This is a genomic window from Arthrobacter sp. AFG7.2 (assembly GCF_002892835.1).
GTDB lineage: Bacteria > Actinomycetota > Actinomycetes > Actinomycetales > Micrococcaceae > Arthrobacter.
This window is the reverse complement of the sequence record NZ_PJMB01000002.1, coordinates 227,547-249,637: the sequence shown is the minus strand read 5'-3', so window position 1 is coordinate 249,637 and position 22,091 is coordinate 227,547. Positions and strand designations below refer to the sequence as shown.

Annotated in this window: 20 protein-coding genes; 2 read left to right on the top strand and 18 right to left on the bottom strand. The window is 64.6% G+C overall.

The annotated features are described in order from the left end of the window. Window positions 1-12 precede the first annotated feature (12 nt). Window positions 13-360, top strand: a complete 348-nt coding sequence (locus CXX84_RS04890; protein WP_013600997.1) for an RNA polymerase-binding protein RbpA — start codon at window positions 13-15, stop codon at window positions 358-360. 116 nt (window positions 361-476) lie between these two features. On the opposite strand, the gene CXX84_RS04885 is transcribed toward CXX84_RS04890, so the two are convergent. From CXX84_RS04885 to CXX84_RS04800, 18 genes are all read right to left on the bottom strand, one after another. After that, window positions 477-1,220: a polyprenol monophosphomannose synthase gene (locus CXX84_RS04885; RefSeq protein ID WP_102975578.1), complete on the bottom strand. Its 744-nt coding sequence runs from the start codon at window positions 1,218-1,220 to the stop codon at window positions 477-479. 94 nt (window positions 1,221-1,314) lie between these two features. Next, window positions 1,315-2,970 carry an amidohydrolase gene (locus CXX84_RS04880; protein WP_102975577.1) on the bottom strand — a complete coding sequence of 552 codons (1,656 nt, stop codon included), beginning with the start codon at window positions 2,968-2,970 and terminating at the stop codon, window positions 1,315-1,317. Between the two features lie 55 nt (window positions 2,971-3,025). Then, on the bottom strand, window positions 3,026-5,959 hold the full coding sequence (locus tag CXX84_RS04875) for a DEAD/DEAH box helicase (RefSeq protein ID WP_102975576.1): 2,934 nt from the start codon (window positions 5,957-5,959) through the stop codon (window positions 3,026-3,028). 20 nt (window positions 5,960-5,979) lie between these two features. After that, entirely contained in the window at window positions 5,980-6,774 is a 795-nt protein-coding gene (gene tatC / locus CXX84_RS04870) for a twin-arginine translocase subunit TatC (RefSeq protein ID WP_102975873.1), read from the bottom strand. 47 nt (window positions 6,775-6,821) lie between these two features. Then, entirely contained in the window at window positions 6,822-7,094 is a 273-nt protein-coding gene (tatA, locus tag CXX84_RS04865; RefSeq protein WP_102975575.1) for a Sec-independent protein translocase subunit TatA, read from the bottom strand. A 32-nt stretch (window positions 7,095-7,126) separates the two neighbouring features. Then, the gene (locus tag CXX84_RS04860) at window positions 7,127-7,474 is read right to left on the bottom strand and encodes a hypothetical protein (RefSeq protein WP_102975574.1); all 348 of its coding nucleotides are present in this window, start codon (window positions 7,472-7,474) and stop codon (window positions 7,127-7,129) included. Window positions 7,475-7,484: 10 nt separating this feature from the next. Then, on the bottom strand, window positions 7,485-9,464 hold the full coding sequence (locus CXX84_RS04855; protein ID WP_102975573.1) for a helix-turn-helix transcriptional regulator: 1,980 nt from the start codon (window positions 9,462-9,464) through the stop codon (window positions 7,485-7,487). Between the two features lie 113 nt (window positions 9,465-9,577). After that, window positions 9,578-9,973, bottom strand: a complete 396-nt coding sequence (locus tag CXX84_RS04850) for an FKBP-type peptidyl-prolyl cis-trans isomerase (RefSeq protein ID WP_066275847.1) — start codon at window positions 9,971-9,973, stop codon at window positions 9,578-9,580. Window positions 9,974-10,080: 107 nt separating this feature from the next. Continuing rightward, window positions 10,081-11,043: an FKBP-type peptidyl-prolyl cis-trans isomerase gene (locus tag CXX84_RS04845; protein WP_102975572.1), complete on the bottom strand. Its 963-nt coding sequence runs from the start codon at window positions 11,041-11,043 to the stop codon at window positions 10,081-10,083. Window positions 11,044-11,156: 113 nt separating this feature from the next. Then, window positions 11,157-12,521 carry a Pup--protein ligase gene (pafA, locus tag CXX84_RS04840; RefSeq protein ID WP_102975571.1) on the bottom strand — a complete coding sequence of 455 codons (1,365 nt, stop codon included), beginning with the start codon at window positions 12,519-12,521 and terminating at the stop codon, window positions 11,157-11,159. A 13-nt stretch (window positions 12,522-12,534) separates the two neighbouring features. Then, window positions 12,535-13,245: a proteasome subunit alpha gene (gene prcA / locus CXX84_RS04835; protein ID WP_102975570.1), complete on the bottom strand. Its 711-nt coding sequence runs from the start codon at window positions 13,243-13,245 to the stop codon at window positions 12,535-12,537. A 1-nt stretch (window position 13,246) separates the two neighbouring features. Next, window positions 13,247-14,068, bottom strand: a complete 822-nt coding sequence (prcB, locus tag CXX84_RS04830) for a proteasome subunit beta (RefSeq protein WP_102975569.1) — start codon at window positions 14,066-14,068, stop codon at window positions 13,247-13,249. A gap of 82 nt (window positions 14,069-14,150) precedes the next feature. Further along, the gene (locus CXX84_RS04825) at window positions 14,151-14,354 is read right to left on the bottom strand and encodes a ubiquitin-like protein Pup (RefSeq protein WP_102975568.1); all 204 of its coding nucleotides are present in this window, start codon (window positions 14,352-14,354) and stop codon (window positions 14,151-14,153) included. Window positions 14,355-14,439: 85 nt separating this feature from the next. After that, window positions 14,440-16,110: a depupylase/deamidase Dop gene (gene dop / locus CXX84_RS04820; protein WP_102975567.1), complete on the bottom strand. Its 1,671-nt coding sequence runs from the start codon at window positions 16,108-16,110 to the stop codon at window positions 14,440-14,442. Beyond that, window positions 16,107-17,858, bottom strand: a complete 1,752-nt coding sequence (arc, locus tag CXX84_RS04815) for a proteasome ATPase (RefSeq protein WP_102975566.1) — start codon at window positions 17,856-17,858, stop codon at window positions 16,107-16,109. The genes dop and arc overlap by 4 nt, the downstream gene beginning before the upstream one ends. A gap of 82 nt (window positions 17,859-17,940) precedes the next feature. Continuing rightward, the gene (locus CXX84_RS04810) at window positions 17,941-19,008 is read right to left on the bottom strand and encodes a tRNA (adenine-N1)-methyltransferase (protein WP_102975565.1); all 1,068 of its coding nucleotides are present in this window, start codon (window positions 19,006-19,008) and stop codon (window positions 17,941-17,943) included. Between the two features lie 93 nt (window positions 19,009-19,101). Beyond that, complete coding sequence (locus CXX84_RS04805; protein WP_411266196.1) at window positions 19,102-20,274, bottom strand: site-2 protease family protein; 1,173 nt, start codon at window positions 20,272-20,274, stop codon at window positions 19,102-19,104. Beyond that, the gene (locus tag CXX84_RS04800; protein WP_102975564.1) at window positions 20,261-21,001 is read right to left on the bottom strand and encodes an HAD family hydrolase; all 741 of its coding nucleotides are present in this window, start codon (window positions 20,999-21,001) and stop codon (window positions 20,261-20,263) included. The genes CXX84_RS04805 and CXX84_RS04800 overlap by 14 nt, the downstream gene beginning before the upstream one ends. Before the next feature lie 150 nt (window positions 21,002-21,151). Here CXX84_RS04800 and CXX84_RS04795 point away from each other — a divergent pair, with 150 nt between their 5' ends. Continuing rightward, window positions 21,152-22,057, top strand: coding sequence for a PAC2 family protein (locus CXX84_RS04795; RefSeq protein ID WP_102975563.1), 906 nt, complete (start codon window positions 21,152-21,154; stop codon window positions 22,055-22,057). The last annotated feature ends 34 nt before the right edge of the window (window positions 22,058-22,091 follow it).

Sequence of the window (22,091 nt, the reverse complement as noted above, 5' to 3'; positions counted from 1 at the left end):
GAGGGAGAAATCATGAGCGATCGCAGCCTGCGGGGCATGCGCCTTGGTGCACAGAGCATGGAGACCGAGTCCGGAGTAGAGCCGGCTCCGCGCCAGCGTGTCGAGTACCGGTGCGAGGACGGCGAGCAGGTCTTCGTCACCTTCTCCTCAGAAGCGGAGATTCCCCCGGTCTGGGTTTCCAAAACCGGTAAGGAAGCCCTCCTGGTTGATGGCGAGCGTCCCGACACCAGCAACGACAAAGCAGTGCGTACACACTGGGACATGCTGCTGGAACGCCGCTCACTCCCCGAGCTTGAGCAGATCCTTGAGGACCGGCTGACCATCCTGCGCGAACGCCGCGGGGAACGCCGCTCCGCCTAGAGGTTCCAGACTGGCGGCCTGACGCTGGGAAGGGGCCGTCCCTGCACTTGAACGTGCAGGGACGGCCCCTTCTGTGTTGGTCCGGCTGGCTGGCTCCCTCGGCAGCAGCGCTTCCTCTACTGCCGGGCCGCCGCTTTCCTGCGGGTGAGGGTGTTCCAGCGGGCCTGGAGTCCCCACTTGGTAACGTTCACCATTGCCTCAAGCACGATGTTGCCGCTCATTTTGGAGGCTCCAAGTTCCCGCTCAACAAAAGTGATGGGACGTTCCTCGATGCGCAGGCCCATGCGGGCCACCCGGAAGGCGAGGTCAACCTGGAACCCGTAGCCCACCGAATCCACCAGGTCCAGGTTGAGCTTTTCCAGTGTGGTCCTGCGGAAGGCACGGTAGCCACCGGTGACATCCTTGATGCTTAGGCCGAGCATAAGCCGGGCGTAGGTGCTTCCAACCCGTGAAATGGCCTGGCGGTAGAGCGGCCAGTTGACTACTTTTCCTCCGGGAACCCAGCGGGAGCCCATAGCAAGGTCAGCGCCCTGCTCAACGGCTTCCAGGAGCTGGGGAAGCTGCTCAGGCTGGTGGGAGCCGTCCGCGTCCATCTCCACCAGGACGTCGTACCCGGCATCCAGGCCCCACCGGAAGCCGGCGATGTAGGCGGCCCCGAGCCCTTCCTTGCCCTTCCGGTGCAGGACATGCACCTGGGCGTCCCCGGCAGCGAAACTGTCCGCGAGCTGCCCGGTACCGTCAGGGCTGTTGTCGTCCACCACCAGCACGTCCGACGCCGGAACTGCCGTGCGAAGCCGCTGAAGGGTCTTGGGCAGCGATTCCAGTTCGTTATAGGTGGGAATGATGGTGAGGACTCGCACAGAGGGCCTTTCCTGGGGGAAACGGTCAGTGCGCCCGGCTGCGAACAGATCGGCAGCAGGCGCAACTACCAATTATAGGGCGGCAGTGGTCCGGTCAGGACCGAAGCGCCGGACTTGCGAAAAGTTCGACGCCGTTGCGGACCGTCTGCAGGCAGACCGGGTCAGCACCGGTGTCCAGGGCAGGCAGCAGCGGGGTGCGCGCCCTCGGATCCGTGCTCCAGGACTGGACCCGGCCATCGGCCACCTGGACCATCAGTTCCTCCACCTCCCACACAGCGAAGCTTGCCGGTGCCCCGGGAACCAGCTGTCCTGCCATGGGGTCCGGATACCTGGCTGCCCGCCAGCCGGCACGCGTATGGCCCAGGAAAGCGGCCCTGGCGGAAATGCGCTCATCAAGGTTGTGGTGCTCAATACATGCCCTGACGCTGGACCAGGGGCGCAGCGCTGTGACAGGGCTGTCGCTGCCGAAACAGATGGGAACCCCGGCTGCGTAGAGGGTGGCAAACGGGTTCATGGACCTGCTCCGCTCCCCCAGCCGCTGCTCATAAAGGCCCCCGGTCCCGCCCCAGGCAGCGTCAAACGCCGGCTGGGCACTCACCGTTACGGCATACCGGGACAGCATCTCCACTGCCGCAGAGTCCATCATCTCCACGTGCTCAAAGCGATGCCCTGCGGCACGCATCCGCTGCTCGCCAACTTCCGCGGCGGCAAGCTCCAACGCGGAGAGCGCGGCGTCCAGCCCCGCGTCACCGATAACGTGGAAACCGCCCTGGACTCCCGCGAGCGAGCATGCGGCCAGGTGCGCGGCGGCTTCCTCCACGCTCAGGTACAGGCTGCCCTGCTCGTCCGGAGCATCAATGTACCCTGACCTCAGAGCCGCTGTCCGTGAGCCAACAGAACCGTCGATGTTCAGGTCGCCGGCAAGCCCCCGTACGCCGAAATCAAACTGGCCCAGGAGACTGCGCGCATTCTCTTCGGAAGATGCCAGTTCCCCCCAATACGGCAGGACTTCCGGGACGGCACTGCCTCCTTCCCCACTGCTGTTCCAGGCGCCCGCAAGCCGCAGGTCCTCCACCCCGCCAATATGCGGTGCTCCCATTTCGGCCACCGCCACGTATCCGTTTGCGGCCGCTTCGGACAGTGCGCGGGCCTGGTGCCGCTTCAGCGCGTCCCCTGGCAGGCGGCGGGTAGCCCGGCGCGCCGCCGTGTGTGCCGCCCGCCGAACCCTGGGGCCGCCGTCGAACCCGTCCAGCTCCCGCAGCCCGGCCGAATGCGCCAGTGACCCGGACACCAGCGCCGAATGAACGTCAACCCGGGACAGGTACACAGGACGCCCGGCTGATGCCCGCTCCAGTTCAGCGGCGGTGGGCAGGCCGCTGTCCAGCCAGGCAGTCTCGTCCCAGCCGTGGCCCAGGACAGGGCCGTCGCCGGGCGCTGCAGCAACGGCGTCCAGCAGCTCCCTGGCTGAGCGGATGCCGCCCAGCTGCAGCGAGTCCAGTGCGATGCCCGTCTCCGTGAGATGGATGTGGGAGTCCACGAAACCCGGCGCCACCAGGGCTCCGCGGAGGTCAATGATCTCCATGGAGCTGTCCGCGATGGACGAGGCCGCTTGTTCGGATCCCACCCACGCCACGGTGCCGCCCTCCACCACCATTGCCGTGGCAAAGGGGTCTGCGGCGGTGTACACGGACCCGTTCCGGTAGAGGACTGTTTTTGGGCGCGGGGCGGGCAGCGTTTGAGGCTGGGACATAGGGAGTGGTGCTCCTGGCATTGGGGCGTGCCGGTACCAGGACCGGCACGGCTGGTCAAAGTACGGACGAATACGCCACGACGCCGCGGCGGATCAGGGAAATGGCCTCGGCACAGAGCCTGGCCAGGCGGGGATCCAGGCCGGGGATCTTGGCAAGCTGGTCCAGCAGGTCAACAACCTGCTTGACCCAGCGGACGAAGTCTCCCGCCGCGAGGTCGGTGCCGCTCAGGACGTCCTGCAGGTGACGGCCCCGGGCCCATTTGTAAACAGGCCACACAAGCCCAAGTTCAGGTTCACCGGTCAACGGAAGCTTGTTATCCTCTTCCACGTCCTCCAGGGCAGACCATTCACGAACGACGATATCCACCGACGTTTCGAGGGAAACACTGGGCATCCGCGGCCGGAGCCCGCGCTCTTCCCGTTTCGCCTGGTACACCAGGACGCTGGCCAGCGCCGCGACCTCCGCAGCGTCCAGGTCATCAAACGCACCCAGCCGCAGGGACTGGGAGATGAGCAGGTCCTTTTCCCCGTAGATCCGCCGCAGCCGCTGGCCGTCCGGGCTGATGGCGAGCCGCCCGTCGGCAGCCGGCTCAAGGTAACCGTAGGTGGACAGGACATCGCAGACGCGGTCGAAGGTTTTGGCGATGGTGTTGGTCCGGCCCTGGATCTGCCGCACCAGCCCGTCTGTTTCCCGCCGGAGCTTCCACCAGCGCTCGGACCAGCGTGCGTGGTCTTCCCGCTCGCTGCACCCGTGGCACGGGTGGGCGCGGAGTGCGCGGCGGAGATCGGCAATCCGCTTTTCCTGGTTGGGCAGCGCCGTGGCCAGCCCGAAGTCATTGTTGCGGTTGTTACCCGGAGCAGGTGGCCGGTTTTCCCGGAGCGCATTCCGGGCCGAGGATGCAAGGTCGCGGCGGGACTTGGGTACCTTGGCGTTGAAGGACTTGGGAATCCGGATGCGCGTTACGGGCGCGATCGGACCTTCAAGGTCATCCGTCCCGATCCTGCGCAGCTGGTTGTCCAGTGTCAGAACTGCAGGCCGGGGTTCGCGGCTGGCGTGGTCCGAACTGAGGACAATGGCCGGCCCGGGAGCCCTGCCGCCGGGAACGTGCACCACATCCCCGGGAAGCAGGCGTGCCAGCGAATCGTCGCTCAGGGATTTCCGGGCACGGGACTTGGTTTTTGAGGTGGCGTTTTCGGCGTCGGACAGTTCCCTGCGCAGCCGTGCGTACTCAGTGAAGTCGCCCAGGTGGCAGGTCATCGACTTGGCGTAACCGGCCAGCGATTCCTCCCGGCTGCGCACCTGCTTGGCCAGTCCCACGACGGAACGGTCAGCCTGAAACTGCGCAAAGGAGGACTCAAGGATTTCGCGTGCACGCGCCCGGCCAAACTGGGCCAGGAGGTTGATGCTCATGTTGTAGGTGGGACGGAAACTCGAGTTCAAGGGGTAGGTGCGCCGGGACGCGAGGCCGGCTACCGCCGTCGGATCCGTCCCTGGCTGCCACAGGACCACTGCATGGCCTTCGACGTCGATGCCGCGGCGCCCGGCACGACCCGTCAGCTGGGTGTACTCCCCTGCGGTGATGTCCACGTGGGCCTCACCGTTGAATTTGTCCAGTTTTTCCAGAACCACGGAGCGGGCGGGCATGTTGACACCCAGAGCCAGGGTTTCTGTGGCGAACACTGCCTTGACCAGGCCGTCAACGAAGAGCTTCTCCACCACTTCCTTGAACGTGGGCAGCATGCCGGCGTGGTGCGCTGCGAACCCCCGGATCAGTCCGTCCCGCCAGGTCCAGAAGCCCAGGACGTCGAGGTCGTCCGGCGGGATGTCCTGTCCGGCCTCGTCAACGCGCTGGGCAATGATGCGTTGCTCTTTTTCGGTGGTGAGCCACAGCCCGGACCCCACGCACTGGGCCACTGCAGCATCACAGCCTGCCCTGGAAAAGATGAAGGTGATGGCCGGCAGCAGGTCCATGCGGTCCAGGCTGGCGATCACCTGCGGCCGGCTGGCGGGGCGTACTCCCCGCTCGTCGCCGCCGCGGCCGGGCCGGTCGTTGCCGCGCCTTCCACGCTGGCCGCGCCCGCCCGGTCCTCCCTGGCGGCTGCGGAAAATTTGCTGGCTTTCGCTCCGCGCGACGGTCAGGAGGTCGGGATTGACGTCGAAGCCGCGTCCCTTGTCGCTGTCCTTGGGTGAGACCGGCTGCGTCTCCCCCTCCTCCACGGGCGGCGCGATTTCATCGAAGGTGGTTTCGCCGGCGAACAGATCCATGATCTGGCGCCCCACCATCACGTGCTGCCAGAGGGGCACCGGTCGGTGTTCGGAAACGATGATGTCGGTATCGCCGCGGACGGTGTCCAGCCAGGCGCCGAACTCCTCCGCGTTCGAAACGGTGGCGCTGAGGGATACCACCTGCACTTCGCTGGGGAGGTGGATGATGACTTCCTCCCAGACCGCTCCCCGGAACCGGTCCGCAAGGTAGTGGACCTCGTCCATCACCACGTAGCCCAGGTCATCCAGGGTTGCGGAATCCGCGTACAGCATGTTCCGCAGGACTTCGGTGGTCATCACGACGACGGGCGCGTCACCGTTGATGCTTGTGTCGCCGGTGAGCAGGCCGACGTTGCCGGCGCCATACTTTTCGGAGAGTTCGGTGAACTTCTGGTTGCTGAGTGCCTTGATGGGCGTGGTGTAGAAGGCCTTGAGCCCCCGCTGCAGGGCGAGGTAGATGGCGAATTCACCGACGATTGTTTTGCCCGCGCCGGTGGGTGCTGCCACCAGGACTCCCCTGCCTTCCTGCAGGGACCGGCACGACTGGCGCTGGAAGTCGTCAAGCTCGAAGTCGAGGGTTCTGACGAACGCTCCCAGGTACGTCGCTGCTTCTGCCATGCGCTCCGCGCTGGCCCGGTACCGCTCGGCCGGCGAGAGCTGCTCGAAGTCAGCGGGCTCAGGGGAAAACGGTCCAGTTGAAGAAGGCCCGGTGTTGGAGGACATACCCCAAGCCTAACGGGCGCTTAGAGGTTCTTCAGCTCACTGCCGGGGGTGGCGACGTCTGCCGTTGCCTCGGTTTCGGCTGCCCGTTTGGCGATCCGCCGTTCCCGGCGTTTGTCGTTCATCAGGCAGATGCCGATCGCGGCGAAGAACAGGACCAGCAGCGGACCGGCCAGCATGAACATCGAAATGGCATCCGCTCCGGGAGCGGCAATGGCGGCGAGGACGAACACCAGGAACACGGTGATCCGCCAGGCCTTCAGAATGGTCTGTCCCGAAATGACGCCGGCCATGTTGATGCCTACCAGGACCACCGGGACCAGGAAGGCGATGCCAAGCACCAGGACCATCCGGGTGACGAACTCGATGTAGGTGCGGGCATCGATAACGCTGGAGGAACCATCCGGGGTGAACTGGGTCAGGGCCCGGACCACCTGCGGGACCACCAGCCAGCCGGCCCAGATGCCGGCCAGGAACAGCGGCACAGCTGCCGCCATGTAGCCGAGGGTGTACCGGCGCTCCTTGGACGTGAGCCCGGGGGTGATGAAGGCCCACAGCTGGTAGATCCAGATCGGGCTGGATATCACCACGCCAATGAGCAGCGACATCTGGAGCTTGAAGTCAAACGGCGAAGCGATGCTTCCGAAGTTGATTGCGGCCAGCCCGCCGGTTTGCTCCGAGATGCGGTTAACCGGTTCCGCCAGTGCCTTCAGCAGCGGATCGTAAAGTATCCATCCCCCGATGCCGCCGATGACGGCGCCGATAGCCGACTTGATCAGCCGGTTTTTCAGTTCCTTGAGGTGGTCCCAAAGAGCCATCCGCCCCTCGGGGTTGGCTTTACGGGCCCGCGACAGTGCCACTGGGGTCAAACGCGGTTCGACGGCGGAACGTCAGTGCCGTCAGTCGGCTCGCCTGGCTTCGCCTTGGGGTGGTTGACGATGGTTCCTTCCACCGGACCTGAGGGGTCGGTGGGTTCGGTTTTGCCGTCGTTCTTCATTTCCTTGACCTCGGATTTGATGATCCGCATGGACTGGCCCAGGCTGCGTGCCATGGCCGGAAGTTTCGGTGCGGCAAAGAGAAGCAAAGCAACCACGATGATAATTACGATGGGCCAGGGGCCATCAAAGAGTCTTCCCACGGGAAATCCTTTCGTCTAAGTACATTTTACTTCTAAGTGAAGTCCAGATCGCCGAGCGCCTGCGGCTGGCCCCGGTCCGTCTTGCGCTGCACCCGTTTGAGGCGGCGTTCTTCCCGTCGGGAGGACTTGGATGCCTCGTAATCATGTCGCATGACAGTGGGCGAGGCAAAAACCGCGGACCCCGGAGACGGGGTTGACGGATCGGCCGGCGCATCCGCGACCTCCAGGGGACCCAAATGGCCCAGTTTTTCGCCCGCTGCGCCCAGGTCCTTCATGGTGGCCATGAACTGGCGGAACAGTCGGATGCCCAGCAGGACATAGAAAAGCAGCGACAGCGCAACGAGCGCCACCCATATCAGGATCCAGGACCACCAAGGCATGCTGTGAAGTCTAGCCGCCGTACCTGGCCAGGGACGCCGTCAGCCAACTGCGGGCCGCGTCGGCGAGTTCAACGGGTGCGAGTATCCTGGCGGAACCGCCGTGCTGGGCTACGAACATCGGGAGCCACGCGGTGTTGCCGAACCGGATGTCGGCCACCAGCCCGCCGTCGGGCAGCTCTGCGGTACGTTCCGCGTAGTAGTCATCTGCCAGCCCCCTCCCCTGCCGGGTGAGCTGGACGGTGACGGTGGTGTCGTCGTCGTTCGCTGTGAAGAGCTTCGCGGGCACCCCCTCCGCCGGCGTGTACTCTGCCGAGACGGGAGCACCGTTCGGACTGACTTCCTGGACCCGGTCCAGCCGGAAGTTCCGCAGGCCGCGCACCAGATGGCAGTACGCCTCGAAGTACCAGGTGTTGTCAAGGGAATAGAGGCGGAACGGGTCCACGTCGCGCTCGGTGATGGTGTCCCGCTGGGGCGACAGGTACGTCAGCCGCAGCTGCGAGCGTGATTCGATGGCCTGCCGCACGGTGGCGTGGGTGGCGGCATCGGCAGGCGCCACCTCCGGTCCGGCCAGTGAGGCCGCCCGGAGCCCCTCTTCGCCTGCGGCCGCCAGGAGCTTGAGGGTAACCGACTCCAGGGCACCGCCCTCCGCTACTTCCGGCAGCCCGTTCAGGGTCTCCAGGCCGGCCAGGAGGGCACAGGCTTCCTCCACTGTGAAGCGGACCGGTTGTGTCAGGTCAAGGTCCTGGGTGATGTAAACGTGGTCGTCATCCCAGTGGATGTCCAGCAGATCGTCAGGGTACCCCTCCGGGAGGCCGGAGCAAATCAGGATCTGCAGGTCGTCCTCCAGTTCCTTCCTGCTGATGCCGAACTGGTCGGCGACGTCCTGGATGTGCAGGCCCTGGTTGTGCACCAGGAAGGGCACAAGCTGGAGCATCCGCTTGAGCTGGTCCTCCGACGTTCGTTTCCGGACAGGACGCGCCCGGCTCTCACTGAAGCTGTACGAGGGCTCAGGTGCGGCGCTGAAGTCCGCTGCGGCACGGAGCCTGCGGAGGACGGCGGCCACAAGGTCGGAAGGGGCTACAGCCAGGGCATCGGGCCCATAGGAGGCAAGCTCTTCGGCCAGGACCTCAGGGTCCCGGTACTGGACTGAAAGCCGCTCATAGCCGCTTTCAGGCCGGCCGGCGCTGCTGCCCGCCAGCGAACTTCGCCGCCGCAGGGCCAGCAGGCGTCCGTCACGGACGTCCACGACGGCGGTGCGCAGCGGCAGTTCCGGGAGGCGGTCCAGTTCCTGGCGGATATTGAAATTGGCCGGAGGCGTGTAAAGCTCCCTGTCCAGGGTGGTCACAGCACTGGTGATCCGGGAAAGGCGGAAGTGCCGGGGTGCCGCCCGGGCACGGTCGTGGCCTACCAGATACCACTGGCCAAACCTGCTTCCCAGGCCCCACGGCTCCACGGTCCGCAGCTCTTCCCTGCCTGTGCTGCCGGCAAGGTAGGTGAACGTGACGGGGTGCCGGGAGTGCATTGCGGACACCAGGTCATCGAAGGCCTGCCCGGCCGGCTTGATGCGGGGCTGAACACCGGCGGGCAGGGCGACGTCGGCCAGCCGGGCTGACGCCTGCAGTTTCCGGAGGGCACTCTGGGCAGCCGTACCGAGGGCGGCCCGTTCCCACAGTTGCGAGGCCAGGAGCAGGACTGTCCATTCGTCGGGCCCCAGCTGGACGTCCGGAAGGCGGTTGGATTCCTTGCCAATCCGGTAGCGGGTGGTGGCAGGATCATCCTCGCTCCATCCCAGGTCCGTCAGGGTTTCCACGTCGAAGCCGAACTGGCGCAAGTCGTTCTTGTCTCGCTCGAACATCCGGCCAAAGGCTACGTCGTTTCCGGAGGAGTCGTGGTACACCTTTTCCCGCAGCTCGCTGCGGCGCAGCCCGTAACGCGTGTTCAGGAGCGCGATGAGCAGGTTGAGGAGGCGTTCAGTGCGGGATACGGACACTCTGGTTACGTTACTAAAGTCCGGGGCGGAAACAGAAAGCGCGGCAGCACCGGGAGTTTTAGTCCTGGTGCTGCCGCGCCCTGGCGGTACCGGCGTTTGCCGGCCGGGCCCTCTTAGCGGACGCCTACCAGGTCCACCACAAAGATCAGTGCTTCATTCGGAGCGATGGCTCCACCGGCTCCGCGGGAACCATAGGCCAGCTCCGAGGGGATTTCCAGACGACGGCGGCCGCCTACCTTCATGCCGAGCAGTCCCTGGTCCCAGCCCTGGATGACCTGTCCCACTCCTACGCGGAAATCGAGCGGTGCTCCGCGGCCCCAGGACGCGTCGAACTCTTCGCCGGTGGACCAGGCCACGCCAACGTAGTGCGTGGAGACTGTGTCGCCGGCCTTGGCTTCGCGGCCGTCTCCCTCGATGAGGTCGGTGATGACCAGTTCGGTGGGGACGTCGCCCTCGGGGAAGTCGATCTCGGGCTTCTGGCGGTCGAATTCACGCTGACCGAATGACATGGTTTCTCCTTTGGTTTTTGTGCTGCTCGTGTTGTGAGGCGCTGGCCGATGCCGCGGCGCGCAGCCAGGGCATCGCTCCAGTGTTGCTGCTTCGACTGTAACTGGTGCTACTTCGCCCCGAGGATGTCGACGACGAAGACGAGGTCGCCCTTGGCCTCACCCTGGCCGGCGTCGCCGTAGGCAAGATCCTTCGGGATAACCAACAGGACACGGGAGCCGACCGGCTTGCCGGCAAGGCCCTGGGTCCAGCCCTTGATGACGCCGGTGAGTGGGAAGCTTGCGGGTTCACCGCGGTCGAAGCTCGAGTCGAACTTGGTGCCGCCCTCAAGGGTGACGCCCACGTAGTTCACGGTGAGGGTGTCGGATTCCTTGACGGTGGCACCGTTGCCCTTGATGAGGTCCTGGGAAACCAGGGACGTCGGTGCGGCCACGCCCTCAACGTTGATTTCGGGGACGCCGTCCTTTTCGGTCACAGTAGGCAGTCCTGCCGGCGGGGTGACGGTCTCACCCTCAGGCTTTTCCAGCACGGGTGCCACGTCCTCGGCTGAAACAACCTTGATGATCAACAACTGCGTGGGCCCGGCTGCAGCGGATGGGCTGGGGCTGGCTCCGTCCGACGGTGCCGGGGCGGGTGCACTCTGCTGGCCGGGGACAGCCAGGGCAAGGCTGGAGCCGACCTTGGCACCAACAAAAGCGTTGTAGATGACCTCGCTGCTGGTCTTTAGTTCGTCATTGAGCTCAAGGGGTTCGGGCTCACCGGGAAAGGTGTCCTCGAGGGTGCTGCCGTCAGCGCCGTTGAGGGCCAGGATGGAGATGTTGGCAACCTGGTTCGCCTTTACCGTTTCGCCGCTGCCCTCACTGATCACCTTGACGGTGGGTTCTGCCACTTCGAGGGGCTTGGTGAATTCAACGCCGGGGGCTTTCTTGTCCCCGTTGTCTGTCAGTTTGAGGGAGTCGAACTTGGCAGTCTCGCCGGCGGACACACTGGTGGGTTCCGGCTCTGCGGTTGATCCGCCGCAGGCGGTCAGCAGCAGCAGACCGGGAAGAAGGATTGCTAGTAGTCGGCGCACTTAAGAAAACTTTCGTCGGGGCAGGGTGGATGCGATGTTCCGCATGGCAACGGCCGGCATCGCGGCGGGCCCGATTAAAGGGGCCCATCCAGAATAGCCCCTGAAGCTGGGTGTCAGCCCATAGAGTCAAGCAGGGCATCCACGCGCTCGTCAACGCTCCGGAACGGGTCCTTGCACAGAATCGTTTGGTGTGCCCTGTCATTCAGCTTCAGGTGGACCCAGTCAACGGTGTAGTCCCGGCCCAGCTCCTGGGCGCGGCGCACAAAGTCCCCGCGCAACTTGGCGCGTGTGGTCTGGGGCGGGACGTCCACAGCGTCCTTGATGACTGTATCGTCAACGATCCGCCTCACGGCACCACGTGACTGGAGGAGGTAGTAGAGGCCCCGGCTTCGGGAGATGTCGTGGTACGTGAGGTCCAGCTGGGCTATCCGCGGGGCGTCAAGCCCCAACCCATGGCGTTCACGGTAGTTGTCCATGAGCTTCTTCTTGATGGCCCAGTCGATTTCGGTGTCGATGCTGCGGAAGTCGCCACTTTCGATGGCCTTGAGCGTTCGCTCCCAAAGGTCGAGGATGAGCGGGACGTGGCGGTTGTGGGCCCCGTGCTCCTTGACGAAGGCCGTGACTTTGGTCAAATACTCCTGCTGGATTTCGAGAGCGGTCAGTTGGCGCCCGTTGGCCAGCCGGACCAGGGCGCGGCCGCTGAGGTCGTGGGAGATCTCGCGGATGCTGCGGATGGGGTTCTCCATCCGCATGTCCCGCATGATTACCCCGGCCTCGATCATCCGCAGGACGAGGTCCACGGTGCCGACCTTCATCAGGGCCGTGGCTTCGGCCATGTTCGAGTCCCCCACAATCACGTGGAGGCGCCGGTAGAATTCAGCGTCGGCATGCGGCTCGTCGCGCGTGTTGATGATGGGACGCGACCTGGTGGTGGCGGATGAGACGCCTTCCCAGATGTGATCCGCCCGCTGGGAAAAGGCATAGGTGGCACCGTGCGGGGTTTTGAGGATTTTGCCCGCGCCGGCAATCAGCTGGCGGGTGACAAGGAACGGGATCAGGATTTCCGCAAGCCGCGAGAATTCCCCGCGGCGTGGAATGAGGTAGTTCTCGTGGCTGCCGTAGGAATTCCCGGCGGAGTCGGTGTTGTTCTTGAAGAGGTATACCGTTCCATTGAAGCCTTCGGCTGCGAGCCGGGCCTGCGCCTCGTCCACAAGGTCGTCGAGGATCAGCTCTCCGGCCCGGTCATGGGCAATGAGCTGTGCCAGGTCATCGCACTCGGCCGTGGCGTACTCGGGGTGGGAGCCCACGTCCAGGTACAGCCTGGAGCCGTTAGTCAGGAACACGTTGGATGAGCGCCCCCAGCTGACCACCTTGCGGAAGAGGTAGCGGGCCACCTCCTCGGGGGCAAGAGGCCTCGAGTCGGGGCTTGAGTACGAAATCCCGAATTCGGTTTCGATGCCGAAGATTCTCTTGTCCATCGGTCCTGTCCTCCTAGGCCAGCAGTGCAGTGATGTCTGCGTCGTTGAGCCGCCGGAAGGCGCGCCTGGATCCGCGCGTGCGCTCCGAGTTCCGGTCCAAAAGTGCCACTTCCAGCGCACCAGCCGGCAGTGCTCTTGGCTGTTCTTTCGCCTCTGAGGGCGGAACAAGGCCCGCCATGGCGAGCTGCATGGCTTCCGCGAAGTTCAATGAGCTGCGCCATCCCTGGCCAATGACAGAGGAGACCTTGTCTGCCTGGCCACCCATCACAACAAAGGAGTGCTCGTCTGCAATGGAACCGTCAAACGTCAGCCGGTAGAGGTGGTCCTCCGCCTGGCTGGCGCCAACCTCTGCTACCGCCAGCTCCACTTCAAAGGGCTTCTGTTCGGCAGTGAACACCGCTCCGAGACTCTGGGCGTAAACGCTGGCCAGCCCCCTCGCTGTGACGTCCTCCCGGTCGTAGGAATAGCCGCGGACGTCCGCGTAGCGGACGCCGGCCTGGCGAAGGCTTTCGAATTCGTTGTATTTGCCGACGGCAGCGAAGGCGATCCTGTCGTAGATTTCGCCGATTTTATGCAGGGATGGCGAGGGGTTCTCGGCCACAAGGGCGATCCCGTCCTCGCAGCTGATGACGACGACCGATCTGCCCCGGGCGATGCCTTTCCGGGCGAAATCCGCCCGGTCCTTCATCAGCTGCTCAGGTGATACGTAAAACTGCTGCGTCATCTCAGGCCTCCCGTCCAGCGATGGTGCGGGCCTCAATAACGTTGCGGGATGCAGCGGCCAGCTCGCTGTCGGGTACCCGCCGCGCACCGGAACTGTCCACGGTGTAAATGACGGGCCAAAGCTGCCGCACTACATCCGGACCGCCGGTGGCTGAATCGTCGTCGGCCGCATCATAGAGCGATTCAACGGCGACGGCGGTGGCTTCGGAGGCGGTGAGGTTAGGCCGCCACAGCTTCTTTAGTGCTCCGCGGGCAAAGACGGAGCCGGATCCGACGGAGTGGTGCTCACGTTCCTCGTAGCGGCCGCCCGTGACGTCGTAGGAAAACAGCCTTCCGACGCCGGCGCTGGTGTCGAACCCGGCGAAGAGGGGCACCACGGCGAGTCCCTGCAGTGCCAGGGGAAGATTGCCCCGGATCATGGCCCCCAGTCTGTTGGCTTTGCCTTCCAGGCTGAGGAGTGTGCCCTCAATCTTCTCGTAGTGCTCAAGTTCCACCTGGAACAGCCTGGTGAGGTCGATGGCAATGCCGGCGGTGCCTGCGATTCCCAGGACGGAGTAGCGGTCGGCGGGAAAGACCTTCTCGATGTGCCTGCTGGCTATCACGTTGCCCATGGTGGCACGCCTGTCCCCCGCCATCAGGACACCGCCGTCGTAGCTCATGGCAACGATCGTGGTGGCGTGCGGAACCTGCAGGGGTGCAGCCGCTGGCGCGGCAGCCTGAAGGGACCGGTTATAGGGAAGGAGCTCGGGCCGGTCCCGCTGCAGGTGTTCGGTAAACGATGAGGTTGCGTTGGCGGCTACCTGGTTGGCGGTTGATTCCTGCACTCATGCACTCCTTGAACGTGGTTCTTCAACGTCGGTACAGATTCGGGCCGTCCGCGGCTTCCGCCAGCCTCCGGGTCCGGGTTTACTGACCGCCCTTTTGGACAAACGCGCGGACGAACTCTTCGGCATTGGATTCGAGAACGCCGTCGATCTCGTCCAGGAGATCGTCCACGCCCTCTGTCGATGCTGACGCCTGTGCCTCGGGCGGCGCGGGCGGTGCCTCGGGAATGTCCTCGTCGACCTGGCTGTCGCGCGATGTCGGCTGCTGCTGCTCCTGGCCTGCCATTGTTACCCCTCCTTGTATCCGTCATCGGATCCGGCGGATCCTCCGATATGCCCATCCTGCCACGGTGTGGGCCTCCCGGCGCGGTTTACGCCGCAGGCGGAGCGGTATGTCCCAGAAGCTCCGCCAGGAACGGACCAGCTTCCCGGTAGCGTTCAAACAACGCTCCGGTCAGGGCCTTGGTTCCCCTGAGCGGTTCCCTGGTGGGCACGCGCTGAAGCCGCCCGTACCCCGGGACATCGAAGATGACGGAGTCCCAGCTTGCGCCCACCACGTCCTTGCCAAAGCTGCTGATGCACCTGCCGCGGAAGAATGCCCGGGTGTCCGCCGGGGGTTCGGAAACTGCTGTGGCGATGGCCTCGTCCGCAAGGATCCTCTGCATCCGGTTGCGGGCCAGAAAACGGTAATACAATCCCTTTTCCGGTCTGATATCGGCCCACTGGAGGTCGACCAGTCCCAGCCGGGCATCGCTCCATTCAAGCCCGTCACGCTCACGGTAGCCGTCGAGCAGCGACAATTTGGCCAGCCATTCCACCGACGAAGCAGCAGCGGCCCGGTCGTTGTCGAGCTGGGTGAGGACGGTGGCCCAGCGTTCGAGGACCTCGTGCGTGTGCCCGTCTCCCTCAACGGCGTCGCCGACGCCGGTGTCCTGGGCCAGCTTGGCGGCGGCCTCGTGGTACATCCACTGCAGGTCCAGGGCCGTGACGCGCCTGCCATCAAGCAGCCGCAGTGTAGCGGTGAGCGAGGTATCGTGACTGACCGTCTGAAGCGCGGACACCGGCTCATAGACCTCGATTTTCGGCGCCAGGCCGGCCTCGATAAGGCTGAGGACCAACGCGGTGGTCCCGAACTTGAGATAGTTGGAGACCTGGCTGAGGTTGGCATCTCCGATGATGACGTGGAGCCGGCGGTACTTGTCCGCCGTGGCATGCGGCTCATCCCTTGTGTTGATGATGGGACGGCGGATGGTGGTTTCCAGGCCAACTTCGGCTTCAAAGAAGTCAGCCCGCTGGCTGATCTGGTAGCCGGGGGTGGAAGCGTCCTGCCCGATTCCCACCCGGCCGGAACCGCAGAGGACCTGGCGGCTGATGAAGAAGGGCGTCAGCCCCCGCACAATGTCGCCAAAGGGAACCGAACGCGGCATGAGGTAGTTCTCATGGGAGCCGTAGGAGACGGACTTGTTATCCGTGTTGTTCTTGTAGAGATTGACCGGCGGAAGGTCCGGGTCTGCTGCCAGCCGGCGGACGGTTGCCAGGGCCACAAGGTCTCCGGCCGCGTCCCATTTCACGGCGTCACGTGGATTGGTGACTTCAGGGCTGGAGTACTCGGGGTGGGCGTGGTCCACGTACAGCCGGGCACCATTGCCCAGAACCATGTTCATCAGGAGTGTCCCGGACTCGTCCTGACCGTCCAGTTCCAGTTCCTCGCGGCCGTAGGCAAGCGCCACCGCTTCCGCATCCAGTACCGGGGGCTGGTCGGTCAGTTGGCTCGGATGGGCTGAGGTCCGGTCCACCGTCCAGCCGCGGGCATCATGCAGCGGCTCCTCGTCGGTGTAGTCCCAGCGGGTTTCCGCGCCACCGGCGGCCCGCTGGCGCGTCACCTGGGCGTACGCCTGAACCACCCTGGCACTCATCATGGTGGCGTTGGCGGAAGGAGCGGAGGGAGCGTGGATTCCGTATTCGGTTTCCGCTCCCATCACCCGCATGGCCCCGCCGACGGGCAATGATCCCCCGGCGGCGGGTTCCGGTGCAGCCGTCATAGATATTGTCCCGTGCTGGGCATGGTCTCGATGGACTTGCCGGGCTCCTGGCCCGCCTTGCCTTGGACAATGGTCCGGATGTAGGTGATCCGTTCGCCCTTCTTGCCGGAGATCCGTGCCCAGTCATCAGGGTTGGTGGTGTTGGGCATGTCCTCGTGCTCGCGGAATTCGTCGACGACGGCGCGCAGCAGGTGCTCGATCCGCAGCCCCTTCTGGTGCGTGGTCAGGAGGTCCTTGATGGCATATTTCTTGGCCCTGTCCACCACGTTCTGCACCACGGCGCCGGAGTTAAAGTCCTTGAAGTAGAGCATTTCGGTGTCGCCGTTGGCGTAGGTGACTTCGAGGAACTCGTTGGACTTGTCGGTGGAGTACATGGCCTCCACCGTCCGCTGGACCATGGCGTCCACGGTAGCCTGCACATCGCCGTCGTGCTCGGCGAGGTCCGATTCGTGGAACGGCAGGTCGGGGGTGATGTATTTGTTGAAGATATCGGCGGCAGCTTCGGCGTCCGGGCGGTGGATCTTGACCTTGACGTCCAGCCGGCCCGGCCGGAGGATGGCGGGATCGATCATGTCCTCACGGTTGGAGGCGCCAATCACGATCACGTTGTCCAGCCGTTCCACGCCGTCTATCTCACTGAGCAGCTGGGGCACGATGGTGGTTTCGACGTCGGAGGAAATCCCTGTGCCGCGGGTACGGAACAGGGAATCCATCTCATCGAAAAACACCACGACGGGGCTGCCGTCCGAGGCCTTTTCGCGGGCCCTCGAGAAGATCAGCCGGATGTGCCGCTCCGTTTCACCGACGTACTTGTCCAGGAGCTCCGGGCCCTTGATGTTCAGGAAGTAGCTCTTGAGGTCCACATTGCCGGACCGCTCGGCGGCACGCGCAGCCAGCGAATTGGCGACGGCCTTGGCAATCAGGGTCTTTCCGCAGCCCGGAGGACCGTACAGCAGGATGCCTTTGGGGGCTTTGAGGCCGTGCTCGCGGTAGAGGTCAGGGTGGAGGAAGGGCAGCTCGACGGCGTCGCGGATCTGCTCGATCTGGGGTCCCAGGCCGCCGATGTCCTCGTAGGTGATGTCCGGAACTTCCTCCAGCACCAGGTTTTCCACTTCGGAGCGCGGCACTTTTTCGAGGGCGTACCCGGTCCTGGAGTCAATGGACAGGGCATCACCCACGCGAAGCTTTTCTGCCAGGAGCGCTCCCGAAAGCCGGACGACGCGCTCTTCATCAGCACGCCCCACCACCAGGGCGCGGTCCGCCCCCAGCATCTCCTTGAGCGTGGCCAGCTCACCGGCGCGCTCGTATCCGAGCCCGGCGACAACCAGGAGCGCCTCGTTGAGGAGTACCTCCTGGCCCACGGCCAGCTGGCTGATGTTCACCAGCGGGCTGATGCCCACACGCATCTTCCGGCCGGCATTGAAGATATCCACGGACTCTTCCGTGGCTGCCTGGCCGCTGCTGCCGGGCGCCGGCTGACGCTTGGGATTCAGTTGCAGGATGGTGCCGAAGCTGTACGGCGGCTGGCCTTCCTGATCCAAGGCGTTCTTGAGCCGGAGGATTTCGGCCTTCGCCGTCTCGAGCATGCTGACCAGCTTGGTGTTGTTCTGCGTTGCCGCAGCCAACTGCCGGTCGATGTGCCTGAGCTTGTCCCGGAGGATGTTGACCTGGCGGTCGGCAACCGAGAGGTCATTGGCGGCAGACTGCTCTGCCGGTGTACGTCCGGAGTCCTGGTTTGGTGTCTCCATGATGTATCAGCCCCTTCCTGCGCTTCTATTAAGACATTAGCCCCAAGATGGCAGGTAGGGATGGAGACTCCCGAAATATGGACTAGTTCGTGACCTCGGGACCGTCCTTGACGTTTGTTCCTGCGATCGCGTCCCGGGCTGCCCGCCGGAGCTTTTTGTCGGAGACCTGCCGCTCGCCCACGGCACCTGGCGTCCAGGCGTTGACATCCTCTTCGTTGAAGTCGGTCTTGGAGGGCCGGCGCTTGACGGAGATGCCGGTAACGCCGTCGGCCAGGCGCCGGGTGACCAGCAGGAAGCCGGTATGCGCCACCATGCGGTGGTCCGGCCTGACGGCGAGACCTTCCAGGTGCCAGCCCCGCACCATGGACTCCCAGGCGTCGGGTTCCGTGAAACGGCCATCTGCCCGGATCGCTTCGGCAGTCCGGGATAGCTGGGTGACGGTGGCAACGTAATTGATCCACACGCCGCCGGGGGCGAGCACGGTGGCCACGGCGTCCAGGCATTCCCAGGGGGCCAGCATGTCCAGGACCACGCGGTCCACGGATCCTGGTTCCTCGGTGCGGACGACTTCTTCCTGAAAATCACCGATCGAGATCTGCCAGGCAGGGTGCGGGCCGCCAAAAATGGTCTCGACGTTGCCGCGGGCGATGTCGGCGAACTCTTCGCGCCGTTCAAAAGAGTGCAGGTAGCCGTTGTCTCCGACTGCCCGCAGCAGGGAGATGGACAGGGCACCGGAGCCAACGCCTGCTTCCACAACACGGGCGCCGGGGAAGATATCGGCCATGGTGATGATCTGCCCGGCGTCCTTGGGGTAGACGACGGCTGCCCCGCGCGGCATGGAGAGCACGAAGTCCGAGAGCAGGGGGCGGAGGGTCTGGTACTGCTGGCCGACGTTGTTCACAACTACCGAACCGTCCACCTTGCCGATGATTTCATCGTGGTTCAGGAAGCCGCGATGGGTATGGAATGCCCCGCCGCTTTCGAGGGTGATGGTGTTCATGCGGCCACGTTCATCAGTCAGCTGGACGCGCTCGCCTTCACGGAACGGACCACGGCGACGGGCAGCGCCTACCGGCTGCGAGCCGCCCGCGGCAGCCCCGGCCTGTGCCGCTGCGGCTGTAGCTTCGTTGACGGCAGTTTCGCTGCTCATGACTTTCCTCGCTCCTGTAAAACTGTGGCGCCTGAATGTCCTGTGAAAAACATTGTGGCTTCTGCGGCGGCAATGCACGGCCGGCAGGTAACTCTACCGGTTCTGGCCCTGCCGGCGTGTATCGGGCCGCCGCGGTTTCCCTGTGATGGCGGCCAGGACCGCGTCCTGGGAAAGCAGCCCGGTGACGGCGCCGTTATGGTCCACCACCGCGTAGTGCCGCCCCTCAAGCTGGGACAGGAACTGGAGCAGCTCCTGCCCTTTGGACCATTCGGGAACGTAAGCGCCCGGGGCCAGTGCATAGGACACGGCCGTGATGGGGGTTGACGCCGCAGCGTGGACAGGGACTGACGACAAAGCAGCTGCGTCCACCACTCCCTCCGGGCGGCCGCCTTCACCGCAGACCACCAGCGTCTTGTCTTCGGCGCCGTCATACTGAAGCGCGTCCGCCACCGTCGCCCTCGCAGGGATCCCGGCTGCCGGCGTCGAAAGCGCTGCTGCGCTGACCAGGTGCAGCCGCCCCCTGAGGGTTCCCTGCTGGATGGAGGCTGAGGCACCCATCCACAGGAAACTTCCCACCAGGACGGTGATCATCAACAGGCTGAAATCAGGAGCATCCCCGGCGAGCAGGGGCCTGGCAATAAACCAGTAGCAGAGGGCGACGACGATGATGCGTCCTCCCCAGCCTGCCGCCACCGTGCCCTTTGCCTGGCTTCCGGTCGCCTTCCAGACGGCGGATTCGACCAGCCGCCCGCCGTCCAGGGGAAGGCCCGGAAGGACATTGAAGACGGCAATCAGGAAGTTCGCCCACATAAAGATGTTGGTGAGTATCTCGGCAACGCTGCCCATGGTTGCAGAAGTGAGGATCAGCCACGCGCCTGCGGCCAGGACGAAGTTTGCGGCCGGCCCGGCCAGGGCCACCAGGACGGAGCGTCCGGGGGTCGCCGTGAAACTCTCGAACTGGGTGTGCCCGCCCCACAGGTTGAGCACGATTTTCTGCGTGGGCCAGCCGTAGATTTTCGCTGTCAGGGCGTGCGCAAGTTCGTGCACCAGGACCGAAATGAGGAGCAGGAGGGCATAAGCAAAGGCCACAATGTATGCGCTGACACCAAGGGCCGGATTCTGCCTGTCAAGGAGCGGACCATAAACAATCACCGTGAAGGCAGCGATGATGAACCACGAATACGCAAGGACAACCGGGACGCCGGCGATCCTGCCCAGCGGGATGCCTTCGCGCCGGACCGGCACGCTGGCCTCAGTCACCGGCAGTCCCCCACGATGCAGCGTGTCCGGCACGGCCACGGAGTGCAGGGCCGGCAAGAAGCAGGGACTCAAGGTCCGTAACGGTGCGACCGGCCAAAGAATTCCACAGCGTGTACCGCTCGTCCTCGGGCAAGGGCACAATGTGCGGGACTGCAACGGTGGCCACTCCTGACGCGACAGCCGCAGTGACACCCGGCACGGAATCTTCCAGCGCGATGCAGTGGTGGAGCGCGAGGTCCGGGTCTGCCTCCTGCAGCCATTCGACGGCGGTCAGGTAGGCCTCCGGGTGAGGCTTGCCCTGGGTTACGGTGTCCCCCGTTACCAGGACTTCAAAGTAGGGCCGTGGAAGACTGGCCACCACCTGCCTCGCCAGCGGCCCCTCGGACATGGTGACCAGTGCGCAGCGGACCCCTGCGAGGTGAAGCTCCTCAAGCAGTTCCCTTGCACCCGGGCGCCAGGGCACTTGGCGCTGAACGCTGCTGATCACCGCGCCGGTGAGGGTGTCAATGATGTCCCGGATCTCCAGGTCCACGCCGGCCTGCTGGAGGAGTCCGGCGGAGAAAGTCAGCGACTGGCCAACCAGCTGCATTGCCTGTTCATGGGACCAGGTGCCTCCGTGCGCTTCCACCAGGGCACGTTCCGCCGCGATCCAGTAGGGCTCGGTATCAACGATCGTGCCGTCCATGTCCCATAGGACGGCTTTGAGCGGGGAATTGTCGGCTGGCGATGGCATGTGTTCAGTCTACGGGGACTGCCTGAGCGCGGGCTGATGGCTACGCCCTTGGCGAATATGGTGCTCTGTGGCGCCGGGCCCCTGCTTTTGACTGCTTTTACGGCGCTTCATTGAATGCACAGCCGCGGTGCTTGGACGTAGGGTGAAGAAATGAATAGCTTCGAGGGAGACACCACCGAACCAGGTGCCGGACCCGAACGGGAGCGGTTCCTGCAGCCGGTGGCTGACGGACAGCGCGTGACAGTGATGCTTGCCGCGTTTGAAGGCTGGAATGACGCCGGGGAAGCGGCCAGCGACTCCCTGCGCTACTTAAACAAGCTGTGGGGCGGCAAGAAAGTGGCCTCCATCGACGCGGACGAGTACTACGACTTCCAGTTCACGCGCCCTACCGTCCGGCGCAATGCAGCCGGCGAACGCAAGATCAAGTGGCCTTCCACGCGGATCTATAAGGCCAGTGCGCCGAACTCGAACGTGGACGTCATCTTTGTCCAGGGCACCGAGCCGTCCTACAAGTGGCGTGCCTACACGGCTGAGCTCCTGGTGCACGCTGAGGCACTGAACGTTGATTACGTTGTCCTGGTGGGCGCACTGCTGGCAGATGTTCCGCACAGCAGGCCGATTCCGGTCAGCACGTCCTCGGATGATGCCCCGCTGCGGGAACGGATGAACCTGGAGGCTTCGCAGTATGAGGGTCCGGTGGGCATCGTCGGCGTGCTCTCGGAAGTGGCATTGCTGGCAGGCATCCCCACAGTCTCGCTGTGGGCAGCGGTTCCGCACTATGTTGCCCAGGCGCCGTCGCCGAAGGCCCAACTGGCGCTCCTGCACCGGATCGAGGAACTGCTTCAGGTCCCGCTCGATACGCATGAACTGGCTGAGGAGGCAGACGCCTGGGAGCGCGGCGTGGACGAACTGGCCACCGAGGATCCCGAAATTGCGGCCTACGTCCGGCAGCTTGAGGAAGCGAAGGACACGGCCGATCTTCCGGAAGCCACCGGCGAGTCAATTGCCCGTGAGTTTGAGCGCTACCTCAAGCGCCGGGGCCAGGACCGGCCCTGAGAACAAAGGGGCGCGCCGAACACGGTACGCCCCC

Coding starts and splice junctions, on each gene's coding strand:
- CXX84_RS04825 (WP_102975568.1), bottom strand. CDS start 14,354: ATGGCAGGCCAGGAGCAGCAGCAGCCGACATCGCGCGACAGCCAGGTC.
- CXX84_RS04800 (WP_102975564.1), bottom strand. CDS start 21,001: ATGCCATCGCCAGCCGACAATTCCCCGCTCAAAGCCGTCCTATGGGAC.
- CXX84_RS04860 (WP_102975574.1), bottom strand. CDS start 7,474: ATGCCTTGGTGGTCCTGGATCCTGATATGGGTGGCGCTCGTTGCGCTG.
- tatC (WP_102975873.1), bottom strand. CDS start 6,774: ATGGCTCTTTGGGACCACCTCAAGGAACTGAAAAACCGGCTGATCAAG.
- arc (WP_102975566.1), bottom strand. CDS start 17,858: ATGGAGACACCAAACCAGGACTCCGGACGTACACCGGCAGAGCAGTCT.
- CXX84_RS04875 (WP_102975576.1), bottom strand. CDS start 5,959: ATGTCCTCCAACACCGGGCCTTCTTCAACTGGACCGTTTTCCCCTGAG.
- prcA (WP_102975570.1), bottom strand. CDS start 13,245: ATGACGCAGCAGTTTTACGTATCACCTGAGCAGCTGATGAAGGACCGG.
- dop (WP_102975567.1), bottom strand. CDS start 16,110: ATGACGGCTGCACCGGAACCCGCCGCCGGGGGATCATTGCCCGTCGGC.
- CXX84_RS04810 (WP_102975565.1), bottom strand. CDS start 19,008: ATGAGCAGCGAAACTGCCGTCAACGAAGCTACAGCCGCAGCGGCACAG.
- pafA (WP_102975571.1), bottom strand. CDS start 12,521: ATGGACAAGAGAATCTTCGGCATCGAAACCGAATTCGGGATTTCGTAC.
- CXX84_RS04850 (WP_066275847.1), bottom strand. CDS start 9,973: ATGTCATTCGGTCAGCGTGAATTCGACCGCCAGAAGCCCGAGATCGAC.
- CXX84_RS04890 (WP_013600997.1), top strand. CDS start 13: ATGAGCGATCGCAGCCTGCGGGGCATGCGCCTTGGTGCACAGAGCATG.
- CXX84_RS04880 (WP_102975577.1), bottom strand. CDS start 2,970: ATGTCCCAGCCTCAAACGCTGCCCGCCCCGCGCCCAAAAACAGTCCTC.
- CXX84_RS04795 (WP_102975563.1), top strand. CDS start 21,152: ATGAATAGCTTCGAGGGAGACACCACCGAACCAGGTGCCGGACCCGAA.